Consider the following 19,126-nt stretch of genomic DNA (forward strand, 5'->3'; position numbering starts at 1 on the left):
AGAAGAGACTTACCGGCACGCTATCACCGCGCCAGCCACTGCTGCCCCAGCAGGTCGGCGGTCAGAATCGCGGCGTAGACGCTGCTGGCGGTAACCGGGAACGGCATATTGTGGATGGTTTCGCCCGGCGCGCAGGTCGCCTGCGCCACGGCCGCAATTTTCCCTTCAATGCCCTCCTTCACGCCCATTTGCGCAAGGGTCACCGGCAGGCCCACTTTCTGGCAGAAGTTCAGCACCGTTTCAATCTCTTCCAGCGGGCTGTTTTGTAGCACCAGCTGGGTCAGGGTACCAAACGCCACTTTTTCGCCGTGGTACAGATGGTGACACTCTTCCAGAATGGTAAAGCCGTTATGGATCGCATGCGCGCCGGCGAGGCCGCTGCTTTCAAAGCCGATACCGCTGAGGTAGGTATTGGCTTCCACGATGCGTTCCAGGGCATCGGTCACCACCCCCGCCTGGGCGGCAAGACGCGCCTTTTCGCCCTCGGCCAGCAGCGTATCATAGCACAGGCGCGCCAGGCTCAAGGCCGCCGCTGTGGACTGCCCGCCCGCCATGCTGGTTGCCCTGGCATCAAAACAGGCCTTCGCTTCAAACCAGGTGGAGAGCGCATCGCCCATCCCGGCCACCAGCAGGCGCACCGGCGCTTTGGCGATAATCGCCGTATCCATCACCACCATATCCGGGTTTTTCGGATAGATCAGATACTCTTCAAACTCGCCCGCTTCGCTGTAGATAACCGACAGCGCGCTGGTTGGCGCATCGGTCGAGGCGATGGTGGGGATAACCACCACCGGCAGCTTCTGGTAAAAGCCGATGGCTTTCGCCGTATCGAGGGTCTTGCCGCCGCCAATCCCCACCACGCCGCGGCAGCCGTGCTGCTGCAGAATCGCGATCAGGCGGTTGATTTCCGCATGGCTGCATTCACCGTTAAAGCGCTCGGCATGGCAGCTAATATTGTGGCTATGCAGGCCGTTAAGCACCTTGTCTCCCGCCAGCTTCATGACGAAGTCATCGGCAATCACGAAAAAGCTGTCCGCCAGGTTTTTGGCGTACTCGCCAAACAGAGTGGATGCATCAGGTCCCTGGAGATATTTGGCTGGAGATTGAATAACTTTTAGCATTCCTTTCATCCTCAAATAAGAGCCTATCCCACCAGGCGTAATTGGCGTAGCCAGTTTGAACACGGACAGCGCGGAGAAACCGGAGCGTACACGTAGTACGTGAGGATTTCGAGCACTGCCCAGGTTCCAAATGGCAAGTAAAATAGCCCTAATGGGATAGGCTCTAAGTGCATGTTTTTACATAATGAGCCCTGGCGCCACTCCGCTCCGCCTTCTGCTAATGAGGGGAACGGGAGCGCTACCGGAGCGATGCAACCACTGTAGGGCGAGCGGAGAACAAAAAAATCTTTCGTAATTTTGTTCTGATATGGAACAGAGAAAATTTTTTTGCGTTTCATATTGAAACATTAATCACCATGAAACGCCGGGATTGCGATCCCGATCCGCCCGTGCGGCGTAAATTTGCCCGGCAAACAGCATAGCTCACCGGGAAATCGGCCCCTGGCCGCGAAAAAAAACTAAAAACCCGCTTCGCCATCGCCGCTTATCCGCCTCGCGGCGGTATGAAAAAAACCGCTCTGGGTCGCATTTTGCTTTTTTCTTCGCAATAAACGTTTCATTACGGAACATTTATCAGCAATCACGTTCCGGAATGAAACCCTCTTCGGGCAGATTTTTTTTTTCGCTAACTCAGCCAGAATCACTACATCGCCGGACAGCGCTTATCGGCTGGCGAACCCCTACACGATGACCGCCTCCGCCAGCAGAGAGGCTGCATCGAACCACTGCGACGGAGCATAAAGATGAAAAAACTGATTAACCGTGTCGAAGATGTCCTGAGCGAACAGCTGGCGGGCCTGGCGAAGGCCCATCCCGAATTAACGCTGCATCAGGACCCGGTGTACGTCACCCGCGCCGATGCGCCGGTTGCCGGAAAAGTGGCGCTGCTCTCCGGCGGCGGCAGCGGACATGAGCCAATGCACTGCGGCTACATCGGCCAGGGCATGCTCTCTGGCGCCTGTCCCGGGGAGATCTTCACCTCGCCGACGCCGGATAAAATGTTTGAGTGCGCGATGAATATCGACGGCGGCGAAGGCGTGCTGCTGATTATCAAAAACTACACCGGCGATATTTTGAATTTCGAAACCGCCGCCGAGCTGCTGCATGAGAGCGGCGTCAAGGTCACCACCGTGGTTATCGATGATGACGTGGCGGTGAAGGACAGCCTCTATACCGCCGGTCGCCGGGGCGTAGCCAACACCGTGCTGGTTGAAAAGCTGGTGGGCGCCGCCGCCGAGCGCGGCGACTCGCTGGAAGCCTGCGCCGAGCTGGGCCGCAGGCTCAACAACCTCGGCCACTCCATCGGTGTCGCCCTCGCGGCCTGCACCGTTCCGGCCGCCGGGCAGCCCTCTTTTGAGCTGCAGGATAATGAAATGGAGTTCGGCGTCGGCATCCACGGCGAGCCGGGGATTGACCGCCGCGCCTTCAGCTCCCTCGACCAGACCGTGGACGAAATGTTCGCCACCCTGCTGGAAAACGGTACCTACAGCCGCACCCTGCGCCAGTGGGACCCGGCCAAAGGCAGCTGGCAGGACGTCCCGCAGAGTAAACAGGCGCTACAGAGCGGCGACCGCGTTATCGCGCTGGTCAATAACCTCGGCGCCACGCCGCTATCGGAACTGTACGGCGTCTACAACCGCCTCGCCGAACGCTGCGAGGAGAGCGGGATCGCTATCGCCCGCAGCCTTATCGGTAGCTACTGCACATCTCTGGATATGGTGGGCTTTTCCATCACCCTGCTGAAAGCCGACGACGATACGCTGGCCCTGTGGGATGCCCCCGTCCATAGCCCGGCGCTGAACTGGGGCCATTAAGGAGCACAACATGTCACTAAACAGAACGCAGATCGTTAACTGGCTCTATCGCTGCGGCGAGATCTTTACCAAAGAGCGGGATTTTCTTACCGGGCTGGATAAAGAGATTGGCGATGCTGACCACGGCCTGAACATGCATCGCGGCTTCAGCAAGGTGGTGGAAAAGCTGCCTTCTATTGCCGATAAGGACATCGGTTTTATCCTTAAAAATACCGGGATGACGCTGCTTTCCAACGTTGGCGGCGCCAGCGGCCCGCTGTTCGGCACCTTCTTTATCCGCGCGGCCCAGGTAACCCAGGCGCACCAGAGCCTCAGCCTCGACGAGCTGTATCAGATGATGCGCGAAGGCGCGGACGGCGTGGTCAACCGCGGCAAGGCGGAGCCGGGGGATAAAACGATGTGCGACGTCTGGCTACCGGTCGTTGAATCGCTGCGCCACTCCAGCGAACAGCATCTGTCGATGCACGCCGCGCTGGATGCCGCCTGCAAGCAGGCGGAAATCGCCACCCGCTCCACCATCACCATGCAGGCGCGCAAAGGCCGCGCCAGCTATCTCGGCGAGCGCAGCATCGGGCATCAGGATCCGGGCGCGACCTCGGTGATGTTTATGATTCAGGAGCTGGCTGCGGCAGCCAAAGAGTAAGGAAAAAGCGATGGTAAACCTGGTGATTGTTTCTCATAGCGCCCGGCTGGGCGAAGGTGTCGGAGAACTGGCCCGGCAGATGTTAATCGGCGACGGCTGCCGTCTGGCGATCGCCGCCGGGATTGACGATCCCGAGAACCCGATCGGCACCGATCCCATAAAGGTGATGGAGGCGATTGAATCCGTTGCCGACGCCGATCACGTGCTGGTGATGATGGATATCGGCAGCGCCCTGCTGAGCGCCGAGACGGCGCTGGATCTTCTCGATCCCGCTATCGCCGCTAAGGTTCGCCTCTGCGCGGCCCCGCTGGTCGAAGGTACGCTGGCGGCCACGGTCAGCGCGGCGACCGGGTCAACGATCGACAAGGTTATTGAGGACGCCATGAATGCGCTGGAGGCTAAGCGCGTTCAGCTGGGGTTACCGTCGCCCGCTCATGCCGCCCCTGAGGCGACCCCCTTTGCCGAGGATGACGGTGCGCGGTCGGTTTCGGTGGTGATTAGCAACCACAACGGCCTGCACGTTCGTCCGGCCTCGCGCCTGGTGGCGGCGCTGGCCGGTTTCAACGCCGATCTGCTGCTGGAGAAAGGCGGGAAGTGCGTGGCGCCGGACAGCATCAACAAAATCGCGCTGCTGCAGGTGCGCCGCGACGACCGGCTAAGGCTGCTGGCCCGCGGGCCGGATGCCGAGGCGGCGCTGGCCGCATTCCAGGCGCTGGCGGCGGAGAACTTTGGCGAGCAGCCGGACGCCGCCCCGGCGGCGGCCGTCCCCTCCGCCGCCCGTGTCCAGGGGAAGGCGCTGTTTTATCCCCTGCCGCATGCCGAGCCGAGACGGCGAAACAGCGCCAATAGCGCCAAAGAGCAGCGGCGCCTGAAGCAGGCCATTGACCAGACGCTGGCGGATCTCAACGCGCTGACCCGCCTGGCGGAGGAGCGCTATTCCGCCGATATCGCGGCCATTTTTTCCGGCCACCATACCCTGCTCGACGACCCGGACCTCTATGACGCCGCCTGCGCCATCCTGAGCAAGGAGCAGTGCTGCGCCGAGTGGGCGTGGTATCAGGTGCTGGTCGATCTCAGCCAGCAGTATCGCCAGCTGAGCGATGCCTATCTGCAGGCGCGCTATATTGATATCGAAGATCTTCTTCACCGTACGCTGCGCCATCTTCAGGGCCGCAGCGAGGTGCCGCTGGCGGTGAATGAACCGGTGATTATCATCGCCGATGATATCTTCCCCTCTACCGTACTGCAGCTCGACGCCCGGCAGGTCAAAGGGATCTGCCTGCAGGGCGGAAGCGACGTCTCCCACGGCGCGATTATCGCGCGCCAGGCCGGGATCGCCTGCCTGTGCCAGCAGGGCGACGCGTTGAAAACGCTGCACGGCGGCGATGCCATCACCCTTGATATCGCCGAAAAGCGCATTATCCGCGGGTAAGCCGTTGCCTGCCCCACTGACCTTACGCCGGAGGCCCTGCCTCCGGGGACTCTGTTTTCGCTCAACCTCCAGGAACCGTTATGTCTCAATTCTTTTTTAATCAGCGCACCAGCCTCGTCAGCGACGTTATTGAAGGGGCGATTATCGCCAGCCCGTGGAATAACCTGGCGCGGCTGGAGAGCGATCCGGCGATCCGCGTAGTCGTGCGCAGCGATCTGAATAAGAGCAACGTCGCGGTGATCTCCGGCGGCGGCTCAGGTCACGAACCGGCCCACGTGGGCTTTATTGGTAAAGGCATGCTCACCGCCGCCGTCTGCGGCGATATTTTTGCTTCACCGAGCGTCGATGCGGTGCTGACGGCCATCCAGGCCGTCACCGGCGAAGCGGGCTGCCTGCTGATCGTCAAGAACTACACCGGCGATCGCCTTAACTTTGGCCTCGCGGCGGAGAAAGCGCGTCGTCTGGGCTATAGCGTCGAGATGCTGATTGTCGGCGACGATATTTCGCTGCCGGATAACAAGCATCCGCGCGGCATTGCCGGGACCATCCTGGTACACAAAGTGGCGGGCTACTTCGCCGAACGCGGCTATAACCTGGCGACCGTGCTGCGCGAGGCGCAGTACGCGGCGAACAACACCTGCAGCCTCGGCCTCGCGCTCTCCAGCTGCCACCTGCCGCAGGAGGCCGAAACGGCCCCGCGCCATCATCCGGATCGGGCCGAGCTGGGGATGGGCATTCACGGCGAGCCCGGCGCTTCGGTTATCGCTACCCAGAACAGCGGGCAGATTATGCAGCTGATGGCGGAGAAGCTGACCGCGGCCCTGCCGGCAACCGGCCGCCTGGCGGTAATGCTCAATAATCTCGGCGGCGTGTCGGTCGCGGAGATGGCGATCCTCACCCGCGAGCTGGCCAATACCCCGCTCCATCAGCGCATTGACTGGCTGATTGGCCCGGCTTCGCTGGTCACCGCCCTGGATATGAAAGGCTTCTCGATTACCGCGATCGTGCTGGAAGAGAGCATTGAGAAAGCGCTGCTGTCCGAGGTGGAAACCGCCAGCTGGCAGAAGCCGGTTCAGCCGCGCGCCGTCGGCGTCATGCCCTGCTCGCTGCGCAGTAGCCGCGTGGAGTTCCAGCCTTCAGACAATAGCCTCGTTGCGGGCTATGTCGGGAAGGTGACCGCAACGCTGTCCGACCTTGAGGCCCACCTGAACGCGCTGGATGCCAAAGTCGGCGACGGCGACACCGGCTCGACCTTCGCCGCGGGCGCGCGCGACGTTGCTGACCTGCTGCATCGCCAGCAGCTGCCGCTCGCCGACCTCGCCACCCTGTTTGCGCTGATCGGCGAACGCCTGACCGTGGTGATGGGGGGTTCCAGCGGCGTGCTGATGTCTATTTTCTTTACCGCCGCCGGGCAGAAGCTGGAACAGGGCGCAGGCGTCGCCGAAGCGCTGAACGCCGGCCTGGCGCAGATGAAGTTTTACGGCGGGGCGGACGAAGGCGATCGCACCATGATTGACGCGCTGCAGCCGGCGCTGGCGTCGCTGCTGGCCGCGCCTGAAAATCTGCAGGCGGCGTTCGCTGCGGCTCAGGCCGGCGCGGAAAGCACCCTTCACGCCAGCAAAGCCAACGCCGGGCGCGCATCGTATCTGAACAGCGACAGCCTGCTGGGCAATATGGACCCGGGCGCTCACGCGGTGGCGATGGTGTTTAAGGCGCTGGCAGAGAGACAGGATTAGTCAAACATTCCCGCAGGCGCACGGCGCCTGCGGGAATACAGGGCATTTTGGCAATGCGGCCCGGACAGGACGTTAGCCGCGGCCCGGGACTTCATGGCATCCGCTTATTTACTGTGCCAGTAGGCCTGCGAGCGCACCAGCTGCGGGTCGATCTCTTCCCCTTTAAAGCGCTCAAGCAGCGATTTCACCACCGCGCCTTCGCCGGTCACCCAGATAAAGTAATCCTCAGCCGGGACGCTCACCTGCGCCAGACGTTCGGCCACCGCGGCGGGGTTATGGCCCACCACCCACTCGATATTGAAGCCATCAAAATCCGCCAGATAGTCTTTATAAGACTCATCGCCAATGGTGACGATCGCCGTAACCTGCGGTTGAACCGGCAGCTGGCTTAATGCCTGCAGGCGACGAAGCAGCGCGGGCATCCCGGACTCATCGCCGACATACAGCTGCCAGGCGTAGTCTTCCGGCACCACCAGCGAACCGCGCGGCCCGCCAATCACCAGCTTATCGCCGACGCTCGCCGCCAGCGCCCAGCGGCTGGCGATACCGCCGTCATGAATAAAGAAATCATAGGCCAGCTCGTGGCGTTCGGCATCGTACAGCGGCGTGTAGTCGCGGCTCGCCGGGCGCACGCCCTCGCCCCAGTTAATGCCTTCATCCGTCACCTGCGGCGGCGTAAAGGTCGCGCCCTCCTGCGGGAAAAAGAGCTTGGTATGGTCATCAAAACCCTGCGAAACGAAACCATCCAGCGCTTCGCCGCCCAGCACGATACGCTGGAAGCCAGCGCCCACGCGCTCAACGCGCAGCACGGTGAGCTCGCGGAAACGGAGTTCGTTTTGTACGCGTTGCGGATACTGCGTTTTTTTCATTGTTGTCATCATCAGCGGCCTTCGTGAAATTAAACAGATATATCTAAATACTTTGCAAATGATAATGATTGCCATTAAAAAAGAATGCAAGCTCTTTTTTGATATAGTCAAACCAAAAGACATGAAAATCCAAAAAACAAAATAAAGATAATAACTATCAATTACTTAATAAAAACAAAGCAATCAAACTTGCCATGATATTACATTTAGATATAAATTAGATATATCAAAACAGACAGGAGAAAACGATGCGCAACCATCATGAAGAAGAGCACGACTCGCGCGAGCATCACGGTGAACGTGGCGATCGCGGGCGGAGAGGCGGCGGGCGGCGCCAGCGTTTCTTCGGCCACGGCGAGCTGCGGCTGGTTATCCTCGATATCCTCACCCGCAGCGCCAGCCACGGTTACGAGCTGATTAAAGAGATCGAGAGCCTGACTCAGGGCAACTACAGCCCGAGCCCCGGCGTTATCTACCCCACCCTCGACCTGCTGCAGGATCAGGGGCTGATCGGCGTTGAGGAGGAAAACGGGCGTAAAAAAATCTCGATTAGCGAAGACGGTCGCCGCCTGCACGCGGAGAATCTGCAGTCCCTGGCCGACATTCAGGAGCGTCTTCAGGCGCGGATGGTCGGCTGCGAACTTCGCAAAAATCCGCAGATGAAGCGGGCGCTGGAAAATTTTAAAGCCGTGCTGGATTTAAAAGTTAATCAGCAGGCCATCAGCGAAGCGCAGCTAAAGCAGATTATTGCCGTCATCGACCGCGCGGCGATGGAAATCTCCCAGCTCGATTAAGCTATCGCCGCGTGCCGCCCGCCAGCCGGCCCTCTTCTGCCCCAGCGTTGGGCAAAGCGCACCGCGGCGAAGCACGCGGCATAGAGCCCGCAGAGCGCATGCCGCGCCCGCTCAGGAGTAAGGCATGCCAAAAATATCGCCGGAAGATTAAATATTGCGCAATTGCGCTTTCACGCTGCGTTTATCCCGATTTTCAGCTCCTGCACCGAAGTGGCGTAATCCCTGCAATACTTAATTCAGTATCATGTGATACGCCCATCCCAGGAGCCCACTTTGAACAGGTTACCTTCCAGCGCATCGGCTCTGGCCTGCAGCGCACACGCACTGAATCTCATTGAAAAGCAAACGCTCGATCATGAGGAGATGAAAGCACTTAACCAGGAGGTCAGAGAGTACTTTAAAGAGCACGTGAATCCGGGGTTTTTAGCGTATCGAAAATCTGTTACCGCTGGCGGGGATTACGGAGCCGTAGAGTGGCAGGCGGGAAGTTTAAATACGCTTGTCGACACTCAGGGACAAGAGTTTATTGATTGCCTGGGTGGCTTTGGAATTTTTAATGTAGGGCACCGTAATCCAGTCGTTGTTTCCGCCGTAGAGCACCAGCTCGCTAAGCAACCTCTTCATAGTCAGGAACTGCTCGATCCGCTGCGGGCCATGCTGGCCAAAACGCTGGCGGCCCTGACGCCGGGCAAGCTGAAATACAGCTTCTTTTCCAATAGCGGCACCGAGTCGGTCGAAGCGGCGCTGAAGCTCGCTAAAGCCTACCAGTCCCCGCGCGGCAAATTTACCTTTGTGGCCACCAGCGGCGCTTTCCACGGCAAATCGCTGGGCGCGCTGTCCGCGACCGCCAAATCGACGTTCCGTAAGCCGTTTATGCCGCTGCTGCCGGGATTCCGTCACGTGCCGTTTGGCGACATCAACGCCATGCGCACGCTGCTCAGCGAGTGTAAAAAAACCGGCGATGACGTCGCGGCGGTGATCCTTGAGCCGATCCAGGGCGAAGGCGGGGTGATCCTGCCGCCGCCGGGCTATCTTCCCGCGGTGCGTAAGCTGTGCGACGAGTTTGGCGCGCTGCTGATCTTCGACGAAGTGCAGACCGGCATGGGCCGCACCGGCAAAATGTTTGCCTGCGAGCATGAAAACGTTCATCCGGATATTCTGTGCCTTGCCAAGGCGCTCGGCGGCGGCGTGATGCCGATTGGCGCGACGGTTGCCACCGAAGAGGTCTTCTCGGTGCTGTTCGACAATCCGTTCCTGCACACCACTACCTTCGGCGGTAACCCGCTGGCCTGCGCCGCGGCGCTGGCGACGATCAACGTTCTGCTGACGGAGAATCTGCCGGCGCAGGCCGAGCAGAAAGGCGATCTGCTGCTGGACGGCTTCCGCCTGCTGGCTCGCGAGTATCCGGAGCTGGTGAACGAAGTCCGCGGTAAAGGGATGCTGATGGCCATTGAGTTCGTGGATAACGAAATCGGCTATGACTTTGCCAGCCTGATGTTCCGCCAGCGGGTGCTGGTGGCCGGCACCCTGAACAACGCGAGGACGATCCGCATCGAACCACCGCTGACCCTGACCCTTGAGCAGTGCGAGCTGGTGCTGAAGGCGGCGCGGAACGCGCTGGCCGAGCTGCGGGTTTCAGTGGAAGAAGCCTGACGATAGCCAACAAAAAGCCCGGTGGAAGCGATATTCACCGGGCTTTTTTACGCCTGCCGTTCCGCCATACTGACCCGGGAGACGGGTTATCGCCCGGCTTTCATCCTTATTCAATGCGCCGTTTGCCCATAAAGTTAATATGTCGCCCACTCATTCCATGAGTCAGTATAGATAATATTGCCATCGCAATGCTTCCAGGTAATTTTTTCATAGCGCATAAGAATCGTTTCAAGATGCGTTCCTGTATTTGCTCCTGGGTATAAATCCGGTGTAATTGATGTCAGCTTTACGTTTTCAAGAATAATATTGAAGTACTCCTGCTCTAATCCAGCCTCAATAATCTGGTACATTTTGAACGTCGCCGATTGCAGGGTTTTCCCGGTACTCAGCGCGCGATAGAGCATGGGGGTTACACGATCAAATTCTTTTTGGAACATAATCGGCATATGAATACGCGTACCTGTCAGTTTTCCGGTATTGCCGTCAACTGGAATATTGACGTTATGGGTGAATGATTTCAACTCGATAGCACCTTCACGACCCAATACAAGCGATGGGCCAACCATTGGTGAACCATTTTCATCCGTCAACCATAAATAAGCTGGGTTTGACATAAAAGATCCCTTTCGTAGTAATTATTTATCGTACTTATCAAATCGCCCGAATAAAACAGGATGGACAATAATTAACAATATGACTGAAACCACAGTCAATACAAACCAGTGTTCAGGGACTAAATACATAAAAATTAATCCACTTGCAAATATCCAAACGAGGAAAAGTATTTCCGTAAAGAGTATTGATAGCAAGCTTTTAAACATGGTAGTGGCTCTTTAGATAAGCATAAAATTCATCGTAGTTATTATAGAATCGCATTTGATATTGCTTGATAACATCTGAAAGAATGGGATCAATAAAATAATACAACATTTCAACTTCTGCATTATAAAGGATTGCGTAATACGATGGATCGAGTGTTTTAAGTTGTCGTGCGGCAATAGCGCATTTTTGCTCAGAACCAAAAAGCTGAAGAGCCATGACGATTGCCGGTGTGCGCTTTGACAGGCGCTTAATTACGGCGTCAGATACTAAATCGGATGCAGAAAGAGCTTTCGAAAGAGTCAGAGCCAATGCAAAGCGAGTTGCTCTACCAACGGGTACTTTCGTAGCCATTTGTGTAATTTTGGAGTCAACATATCGTACACTGCCTTGCTGATTGTCATTTTTGCTATCGTTAATGATCATTTCAAAATAGAGGTAGAACATATGACCAATTACGTCGTGATAACGAAAAACAGAAAGAATCGACTTATACATGCGCTGTTCTTCAGAAACTAATTTATTACAAACATCATGATAGCGGGGGATAAGACATGAGGAATACCAGCTTACCCGCTCAACTCCAGAGTAAATATCAGAACCAATACCCTTCATTGCTCTCCATGTGGAGGTCACGCCCTGTTGTCCATAAACAGCTAACTGCCTGTCACTTTGTAACTTCATCTTTAAATAGCTGGAGGCCTTCATAAAGTGTCCTTACTTTTAATATTGTTAAATGGAAATATATGCCGAAAAAACAAACAACTCAAATGAAAATCACAAAAAACACCTTAAACTCTCGAACTGTTCATTCGTAGAGTGTTAATTAATAATTTAGTTAGCAGTTCATTTCTGTATATATAAACATGCTAAATATATCAAGAGTGGGATTCATTGAGGCTGCTATAGGTATTGAGACATAACCATACACGCGATATCAACAATACAAAAAGCTCGCCGTGCGCTGCGGTAAGAATAGTGAAGGATGATACATGTAAAACCTAATATTGCAGAAGCGACGTGAGAATAAATTCATTCTGTTGTACGGAAGGGTTATTTATGGAAGGAGGCTCTCAATTGAAAATTTAAATTCCCGAAGAAAGTTATATTTTCCAGATCAATTAATGGATAAGGCCCATACTGTGAACCACCCTTTGGTTTACTGAGCAATAAAATCTATCTTCACCACGGCGTTAAAATCGCCACCAATGACCTGGCCCCTAAAGTGGTACATCCCCGTATCCACGGAAAAGTCCCTTGCCCCCCTCCAGCCGGGACTTAGCCTGCGGTAATCCGTTCTCCGGACGATCCCGCAGGCCAGTTTCCAATGCTATTCCGGCAGCAGGCCTATAAAGCTGCGCTTCTGCCGCGGCTGCGACATCATCTCATCCAGCTTCTCGACGCAGGCCAGATAGTGCGGCGTTTTTTTGTGCGCCAGCACGGCTTCGTCATCCCTATAGGCCTCGTAGATAAAAAACCGCGTCTTCACCTCCGGGTCCTGCAGAACGTCGAAGCGCAGGTTGCCCGGCTCCTGCAGCGCCCCTTCATGGTTCGCGCGAAAGACGTCGAGAAACTCGTGCACCCGCTCCGGCTTGATATTGATTTCGACCAGCGTCACGTTCATTTCAGCTCCCCCTGCTTTTCCTCCTGCCAGAACTGATACGCCTCGCGGGCGCTCATATTCTCGTGCACCACTTTCTTCACCGCCTTCAGCATCGCGCGCGGCGCGCTGGACTGGAAAATATTGCGTCCCATATCGACGCCGGACGCGCCCTGGTCAATCGCCCGCCAGCACATCTCCAGCGCCTCCTGCTCCGGCAGCTTTTTGCCGCCGGCAATCACGATCGGTACCGGGCAGCTGGCGGTCACTTTTTCAAAGCCTTCTTCAACAAAATAGGTTTTTACGAACTGCGCCCCCATCTCGGCGGCGATCCGGCTGGCCAGCGAGAAATAGCGCGCGTCGCGGGCCATCTCTTTACCAACCCCGGTGACCGCCAGCACCGGCATGCCGTAGCGGTTCCCGGCATCCACCAGTTTAATAATGTTGCCGATCGACTGATGCTCATATTCGCTGCCGATATAGACCTGCGCCGCGACCGCGCAGACGTTAAGGCGCAGCGCGTCCTCCATCGTTACCGCCACGCATTCGTTGGAAAGCTCGCTGAGGATTGAGTTACCGCCGGAGGCGCGCAAAACCACCGGCTTATTGGTGGCCGCCGGTACCGTGCTTCTTAAGATCCCGCGAGTACACATCAGCACGTCGGTCTCAGCAAACAGCGGGGCGATGGAGAGATCGATCCGCTCCAGCCCGGTGGTCGGCCCCTGAAAATAGCCGTGATCGAAGGCCAGCATCACCGTGCGGTTGCTGTGTGGGTTAAAGATGCGCGCCAGCCGGGACTGCATCCCCCACTCCAGCGATCCGCAACCCTTCAGCCCGTAGAGCGCGTTCTGCTGCGGTCGGTCCAGGCCAAAGTTTTTCCCCTCTTTGATATCGTCTAAATCTGCCATTTCATCCCCCGTCAGAAGTCGTAGTTGTTGATGTTCTCTTTGGTGAACACCACGCGCTCCGGCAGCAGCACGATGCCGTTGCCTTTCGCCTCATACTGATAGCCCTGAACGCTGTTCGGCTCGACCTTCAGCGTCCCGATATCTTTTACCTCCACGCTGTCGCCAACGTTAAGATCGCCTTTTTTCAGCAGACGATCGGCGACGTTAACCGCAATTTTGCCCTGCTGGACCACATCCCACAGGCCGAAAGCCTTCACCGTCCCGCGCTCGACGTACGGGCGCATAACGTTCGGGGTGCTAAAGCCGACAATCGCCACCCCCTGACGCTTGAGGTTCTCCGCCGCCTGCGCCGCCGCCGGAAGCGCGTTGGCGTCCGGGGCGATAATGGCGTCGAGATCCGGATAGGCTTTTAATATTCCCTCGGCGGTTTGCAGCGATTTGGTGGCGTCGTTATAGCCGAACTGGGTGGTCACCACCTGCCACTGCGGATGCTCTTTGGCAATCTTCGCTTTGGCCTCTTTGACCCACTGGTTCTGGTCGGTCACCGTCGGGCTGGAGTAGAAGAACGCCACCTTAGCGGCCGGTTTGCTCACCTGCTGCGAGGTCATATCCACCAGCAGTCCGCCGAGCTGCTGCGGGGTGCCCTGGTTGATATAGATGCTGCGGCATTCGGGTTTGGTATCGGAGTCCCAGGTCAGCACCTTCACGCCGCGCTGCATCGCGCGCTTGAGCGCCGGACACAGGCCGTCCGGCGACACGGCGGAGACGATAATCGCGTTGTAGCCCTGGTTGACGAAGTTGTTGATCAGCTGCACCTGGCCGGAGACGCTCGGTTCGGTCGGACCGTCGTAGGTGACGTCGACGCCCAGCGCCTTGCCCGCCTCTTTGGCGCCGTTGCCGCCGCTGGTAAAGAAGCCAACGCCAACGAGTTTAGGAATAAAGGCAATGCGGTCTGCGGCCTGAGCGGTCACCACGCTCATTGCCAGCGCCAGGGCGCTCATTTGCAGGATTCGTTTGGTTTTCATCGTATGTGTGCTCCGATTGTTTTATGCGCGAGAAAGGCGTCGCCAGGTCATACGCACCCATTCACGGTGCAGGCTCAGCGAGCGCCCCATCACCACCACAACCAACAGCGCCCCTGACAGCGCGCTCGACACCTGGTTGGGGATGCCGACCATCTGTAAACCTTGTTGTAAATATCCCACCAGCAGCGCCGCCAGCGCCGTACCGATAACCGAACCTGACCCGCCGTAGATGTTCGCCCCGCCAAGCACCGCGGCGGTCAGCGCCGGCATCAGCAGGTCGCGGCCTAAATCCGAACGCGCCGAGCCGAAATAGGAGACCATCACCAGCGCGGCTACCGCCGACGCCACGCCCACCAGGCCATACAGCACGTACGGTATGCCGTTAACCGATAGCGCGGCATAGCGCGCGGCGCGCGGGTTCTGCCCGAGCAGAAAGAGGTGGCGGCCAAATCGCCCGCGGTGGGCCAGCAGCCAGAAGAAAAAGGTGATGACGATAAACAGCACCAGCGGCAGCGGCAGGCCGAACAGCGTCAGGTTGGCGAAGGCGGTGAAGGCGTCGGGGAAGCCGCCTATCCCTTCATAGCCGGTCGCGCCCGCCATGCCGGAGAGCAGCAGCGCTCCGCCGCCGTAGAGGTACAGGGTGCCGAGGGTAATCACCAGCGGGCTGATACCGGTGTAGTGGATCAGCGCCGCGTTAATCAGCCCGCACAGCAGGCCAAGCAGCAGCGTTAGCGGGATTGCCAGCCCCATCGGCCAGCCCGCCTGCATCATCACTCCCAGCGCGATGGCGCACAGGCCAATGGTCGAGCCGAGCGAAATATCGATCCCGCCGCTAATGATCACCAGAGTGAGCGGCAGGGCCACGATGCCGATACAGATAAAATCGCTGGTGCTGAACAGCAGCATATTGATATCCAGCATCCGCGGGTTAATGGCCCCGAACAGCAGAATTTCCACCACCAGCAGCGCCAGCAGCGCGCTTTCCCAGCTGAGCTTCATCACGCCACCTCTTTGTTTTTACGCTTTGTAAACGGGGCTACGCGCTTTCCCCCCTTATTACCGGGCTGAAAGCGGGCATATTTCAGCGCTCGCTGGTGGCGGCTCAGCGCCTGGCGCAGCCGCCCGTCGAGCACCAGCACGCCGAGCAGAACCAGCCCGGCGATAAAGTCGTTCCACCACGCCGGGAGCCTGAGCAGCACCAGCACGGTATCAATCTGAGTGAGGAAGAAGGCGCCGAGAAACGCGCCGATTAGCGTCCCGGTGCCGCCAAGCAGGGAAATACCGCCGAGCACGCAGGCGGCAATGGCCTTCATCTCCAGTCCGCTGCCGGTCTGGTTGGGCACGAAGCCAATCTGGGCGGCAAAAACAACGCCCGCACAGGCTGCCAGCATGCCGTTAAGGGTGAAGGCGAGCATCCGCGTGCGGTTTACCGCCACTCCCAGCTGGCGCGCGGCGGTCAGATTATCGCCGACGGCGTAGAAATCGCGGCCGGCGGCGGTCCGCGACAGCATCCAGGCCCCGGCCAGCAGCAGAACCAGCACCAGCCAGCCCAGCGGCGAGACGCCGATAAACGCCGGTTCCGAGAGCGACTTGAGGCTATCCGGCAGGCCTTCAATCCATTTACCGCCGGTCCACAGCAGCATCACCCCGCGATACAGCCCGAGGGTGCCAAGAGTGGCGACAATCGCCGGAATGCGCAGACACACCACCAGCAGGCCGTTAAAGGCCCCCGCCAGGGCGCCAATCGCCAGCGCAAAAGCAATAGCTGCCGTCAGGCCATAGCCGCCGTTGAGCGCCACGCCCACCGCAATGGCGCACAGGCCGACGGTGGAACCGACGGAAACATCGATATTGCGGGTCAGCATCACCAGGGTTGCCCCGAGCGCCAGCAGGCAGAGGATTTGCGAGCTGGCGAAGATCATGCCCAGGGTCTGCAGGCTGAAGTAGGCCGGATTGAGCGCCACCAGCCCGGCGAACAGCACCACGATGGCGAGAAAGGCGCTCAGTTCGCGATTTTTCAATAACGTTTTCATGCCGCTCCTCCAAATGCCAGCGCCATCATGCGTTCGACGGTCACCGCCTGCTGCGCCAGCTCGCCGCTGTGTCTGCCCTGATGCATCACCAGCACCCGGTCGGCCAGGCCAACAAATTCATCCAGATCGCTGGAAATCATCAGCACCGCGACGTTCTGCGCGGCGACGCTTTTCAGCAGCTGGTAGATATCGGCGCGGGCGGAGACGTCCACGCCGCGCGTCGGCTCGTCGACGATCAGCAGCAGCGGGTTGGCCTCGAGGCAGCGCGCCAGCAGCACCTTCTGCTGGTTACCGCCGGAGAGCGTGCGCACCGGCTGGTCGCTATCGGCAAATTTGATCCCCAGCGCCCGGTGATAGCGCTCCACCACCGCCGCCTCGCGTTTATCCTGCTGCCATAGCGACGGCTGGTTAAACATCACCGTGTTCCAGCGCACCGGCGCATCGAGAAACAGTCCGGAAACCTGACGATCTTCCGGCAGATAGACCAGCCCGCTGGCAAGCCGCGCCCGGGTGCTGGCACCGCTGATATCGCGGTTCTCCAGCCAGACCCGCCCCGCGCGCAGCGGCCGCAGGCCGTAAAGGGTTTCGGCAAATTCGGTGCGCCCGGACCCCACCAGCCCGGCGAGGCCGACGATCTCCCCGGCGTAGATCTCGAGGCTAAGATCGATAAACCCCTCGCCGGTGAGATCTTCCACCCGCAGCACCGGGAAGTCCTGCGGCTGGGTGCGTCGGTTGCCCGGCAGCGCCAGCCACAGCTTCTGCGTATCGCTGAGGGCGTGCTCCCGGTCGACGGGCGTCATGGCGCTCACCAGCTGATTGTCGCTGTAGTCGGCGGTATGCCCGCTCAGCACCACCGCGCCGTCGCGCATGACCGAGACGTGGCTGGCGATCTGGCGGATCTCCGGCAGCTTGTGCGAGATAAAGACGATGCCGACGCCGAGATCCTGCAGCGCGCGGATCTGGCAAAACAGACGCGCCGTTTCGCCCGGCGTTAAGGAGGCGGTGGGTTCATCGAGGATCAGGATCTGCGCTTTACGCATCAGGCCGCGCAGGATCTCGACCATTTGCTGATCCGCCACCTCCAGGGTGCTGGCCGCCGCGTCGAGATTCAGCTGGCAGCTGAGCTGCCGCAGCTTTTCCTGCAGCTGCGCGGCGCTATCGGCGCGCTTCGGCAGACGGAACATGATGTTTTCACGCACCGTCAGGTTGGGAAACAGCATCGGCTCCTGCGGCACCAGATAAACGCCCTGCTGATGAGCCAGCGCGGGAGTCAGGCGCGCAAAGGTGCTGCCGCCGAGGGTGAGCTCGCCGCCGTCGGGAGTTTCCACTCCGGCGACAATCTTCATCAGCGTCGATTTCCCGGCGCCGTTGCCGCCCATCAGGGCGTGTACCTGGCCGGAAAATAGCGTGAAATCAATCGCCTTCAGCACGCTAATGCCGGAGAACTGTTTGTAGATTTGGCGGGCTTCAAGCAGTGGCTTCATTATCACGCCTCGGTTTGAACAAATGATTTTTTAATTTAATAATGTTCAAAAGCGTAGACCCTGAACTATATTTACAACCGTGCGATGATCACAGTTTTATGCTTTAGATCGTTTGAATAAAACCAGCGAACAGCCAAAGATCGGTTTTGCCGGCCGGCTCACATTTTCCGACCATGCAATAGCGAACATATGATCTAAATTTTTATAAGAGTTCAATTTATGAGCGAAAAACGCATTACGGAAGAGAGCCGCTACGCCGGGCTGGCGTTAGCCGAGGAAGAGCTGGTGGCGCGGGTTGCCTGGTGCTACTACCACGATGGCCTGACGCAGAACGAAATTGGCGAACGCCTGGGGCTGCCGCGGCTGAAGATCTCCCGGCTGCTGGAGAAAGGCCGTCAGTCCGGCGTGATCCGTGTGCAGATCAACTCCCGCTACGAAGGCTGCCTGGCGCTGGAGACCGAGCTGCAGCGGCGTTTCGATCTGAAGATTGCGCGCGTTCTTCCGGCGCTGAATACCCCGCCGATGAACACCCGCCTGGGGATCGGCGCGGCGCAGTCGCTGATGGGCGTGCTGGCGCCGGGGCAGCTGCTGGCGGTCGGTTTTGGCGAGGCCACCATGAGCTGCCTGCAGCATCTGAGCGGCTTTATCAGCTCTCAGCAGGTGCGGCTGGTGACCCTTTCCGGCGGCGTGGGTCCTTACATGACCGGCATCGGCCAGCTGGACGCCGCCTGTAGCGTCAGCATTATTCCGGCGCCGCTGCGGGTCTCTTCCGCCGACGTCGCCGAGATCCTGCGTCGGGAGTCGAGCGTGCGCGACGTGATCCTCGCCGCCACCGCGGCGGATGCGGCGGTGGTGGGCATCGGGGCTATCGACCAGCGCCGCGACGCCACCATCCTGCGCTCCGGCTATATCAGCGAAGGCGAACAGCTGATGTACGCCCGCAAAGGAGCGATAGGCGACATTTTGGGTTATTTCCTGCAGGCCGACGGCAGGCGGGTTGAGGGGCTGGAAATTCACCGGGAACTGCTCGGCGTTACCCTTGACGAGCTGGCGCAGCTGCCGACCATTGTCGGCGTTGCCGGAGGAACGGAAAAAGCGCAGGCGATTTACGCGGCTCTGATCGGCAAGCGGATTAATGGCCTGGTAACGGAAGAGACAACAGCACGCGCGGTGCTTACGCTGGCCTCCTGATGGC

At 58.6% G+C, this 19,126-nt stretch carries 16 protein-coding genes and 1 pseudogene; 7 read left to right on the forward strand and 10 right to left on the reverse strand.

Translation table 11 applies throughout. The features are described 5' to 3' along the window. Positions 1-23: 23 nt before the first annotated feature. Positions 24-1,121 (reverse strand): glycerol dehydrogenase, encoded by a 1,098-nt coding sequence (locus NWP14_RS19120; RefSeq protein WP_095099669.1) that lies wholly within the window; start codon positions 1,119-1,121, stop codon positions 24-26. Positions 1,122-1,864: 743 nt separating this feature from the next. Here NWP14_RS19120 and dhaK point away from each other — a divergent pair. From dhaK to NWP14_RS19140, 4 genes are all read left to right on the forward strand, one after another. After that, positions 1,865-2,935, forward strand: a complete 1,071-nt coding sequence (gene dhaK / locus NWP14_RS19125; protein WP_375215828.1) for a dihydroxyacetone kinase subunit DhaK — start codon at positions 1,865-1,867, stop codon at positions 2,933-2,935. Positions 2,936-2,945: 10 nt separating this feature from the next. After that, a complete protein-coding gene (dhaL, locus tag NWP14_RS19130; RefSeq protein ID WP_095099674.1) occupies positions 2,946-3,578 on the forward strand; it encodes a dihydroxyacetone kinase subunit DhaL in 633 nt (210 codons plus the stop codon). A 10-nt stretch (positions 3,579-3,588) separates the two neighbouring features. Next, positions 3,589-5,010: a dihydroxyacetone kinase phosphoryl donor subunit DhaM gene (gene dhaM / locus NWP14_RS19135; protein WP_375215829.1), complete on the forward strand. Its 1,422-nt coding sequence runs from the start codon at positions 3,589-3,591 to the stop codon at positions 5,008-5,010. Positions 5,011-5,090: 80 nt separating this feature from the next. Then, entirely contained in the window at positions 5,091-6,746 is a 1,656-nt protein-coding gene (locus NWP14_RS19140; RefSeq protein ID WP_346430626.1) for a glycerone kinase, read from the forward strand. 104 nt (positions 6,747-6,850) lie between these two features. Here the strand turns inward: NWP14_RS19140 and NWP14_RS19145 are convergent, their stop codons facing one another. Beyond that, positions 6,851-7,627 carry a siderophore-interacting protein gene (locus NWP14_RS19145; protein WP_189339850.1) on the reverse strand — a complete coding sequence of 259 codons (777 nt, stop codon included), beginning with the start codon at positions 7,625-7,627 and terminating at the stop codon, positions 6,851-6,853. Between the two features lie 236 nt (positions 7,628-7,863). Here NWP14_RS19145 and NWP14_RS19150 point away from each other — a divergent pair, with 236 nt between their 5' ends. After that, positions 7,864-8,409 (forward strand): PadR family transcriptional regulator, encoded by a 546-nt coding sequence (locus NWP14_RS19150; RefSeq protein WP_095099681.1) that lies wholly within the window; start codon positions 7,864-7,866, stop codon positions 8,407-8,409. Between the two features lie 273 nt (positions 8,410-8,682). Then, positions 8,683-10,062, forward strand: a complete 1,380-nt coding sequence (ygjG, locus tag NWP14_RS19155; RefSeq protein ID WP_045856750.1) for a putrescine aminotransferase — start codon at positions 8,683-8,685, stop codon at positions 10,060-10,062. Positions 10,063-10,196: 134 nt separating this feature from the next. Here ygjG and NWP14_RS19160 read toward each other — a convergent pair whose 3' ends face one another. From NWP14_RS19160 to lsrA, 8 genes and pseudogenes are all read right to left on the reverse strand, one after another. Further along, positions 10,197-10,676 (reverse strand): Hcp family type VI secretion system effector, encoded by a 480-nt coding sequence (locus NWP14_RS19160; protein WP_375215830.1) that lies wholly within the window; start codon positions 10,674-10,676, stop codon positions 10,197-10,199. Positions 10,677-10,875: 199 nt separating this feature from the next. Then, positions 10,876-11,589, reverse strand: coding sequence for a hypothetical protein (locus tag NWP14_RS19165; protein WP_375215831.1), 714 nt, complete (start codon positions 11,587-11,589; stop codon positions 10,876-10,878). A 622-nt stretch (positions 11,590-12,211) separates the two neighbouring features. Continuing rightward, entirely contained in the window at positions 12,212-12,505 is a 294-nt protein-coding gene (gene lsrG, locus NWP14_RS19170; RefSeq protein ID WP_331834936.1) for a (4S)-4-hydroxy-5-phosphonooxypentane-2,3-dione isomerase, read from the reverse strand. Beyond that, positions 12,502-13,389 carry a 3-hydroxy-5-phosphonooxypentane-2,4-dione thiolase gene (lsrF, locus tag NWP14_RS19175; protein WP_331834937.1) on the reverse strand — a complete coding sequence of 296 codons (888 nt, stop codon included), beginning with the start codon at positions 13,387-13,389 and terminating at the stop codon, positions 12,502-12,504. Before lsrF ends, lsrG begins: the two co-directional genes overlap by 4 nt. A gap of 11 nt (positions 13,390-13,400) precedes the next feature. Then, positions 13,401-14,414, reverse strand: coding sequence for an autoinducer 2 ABC transporter substrate-binding protein LsrB (lsrB, locus tag NWP14_RS19180; RefSeq protein WP_095099703.1), 1,014 nt, complete (start codon positions 14,412-14,414; stop codon positions 13,401-13,403). Next, positions 14,411-15,413 (reverse strand): annotated as a pseudogene (gene lsrD / locus NWP14_RS19185) (autoinducer 2 ABC transporter permease LsrD). Before lsrD ends, lsrB begins: the two are co-directional and overlap by 4 nt. After that, positions 15,413-16,447, reverse strand: coding sequence for an autoinducer 2 ABC transporter permease LsrC (gene lsrC / locus NWP14_RS19190; RefSeq protein ID WP_375215832.1), 1,035 nt, complete (start codon positions 16,445-16,447; stop codon positions 15,413-15,415). The pseudogene lsrD and the gene lsrC overlap by 1 nt, the downstream one beginning before the upstream one ends. Then, positions 16,444-17,931: an autoinducer 2 ABC transporter ATP-binding protein LsrA gene (gene lsrA / locus NWP14_RS19195; protein WP_375215833.1), complete on the reverse strand. Its 1,488-nt coding sequence runs from the start codon at positions 17,929-17,931 to the stop codon at positions 16,444-16,446. The genes lsrC and lsrA overlap by 4 nt, the downstream gene beginning before the upstream one ends. 219 nt (positions 17,932-18,150) lie before the next feature. Between lsrA and lsrR the strand changes: the two genes are divergently transcribed. Next, positions 18,151-19,122 (forward strand): transcriptional regulator LsrR, encoded by a 972-nt coding sequence (gene lsrR, locus NWP14_RS19200; RefSeq protein WP_375215834.1) that lies wholly within the window; start codon positions 18,151-18,153, stop codon positions 19,120-19,122. Positions 19,123-19,126 lie beyond the last annotated feature (4 nt).

Source organism: Klebsiella sp. C349492, assembly GCF_042055345.1.
GTDB lineage: Bacteria > Pseudomonadota > Gammaproteobacteria > Enterobacterales > Enterobacteriaceae > Klebsiella > Klebsiella scottii.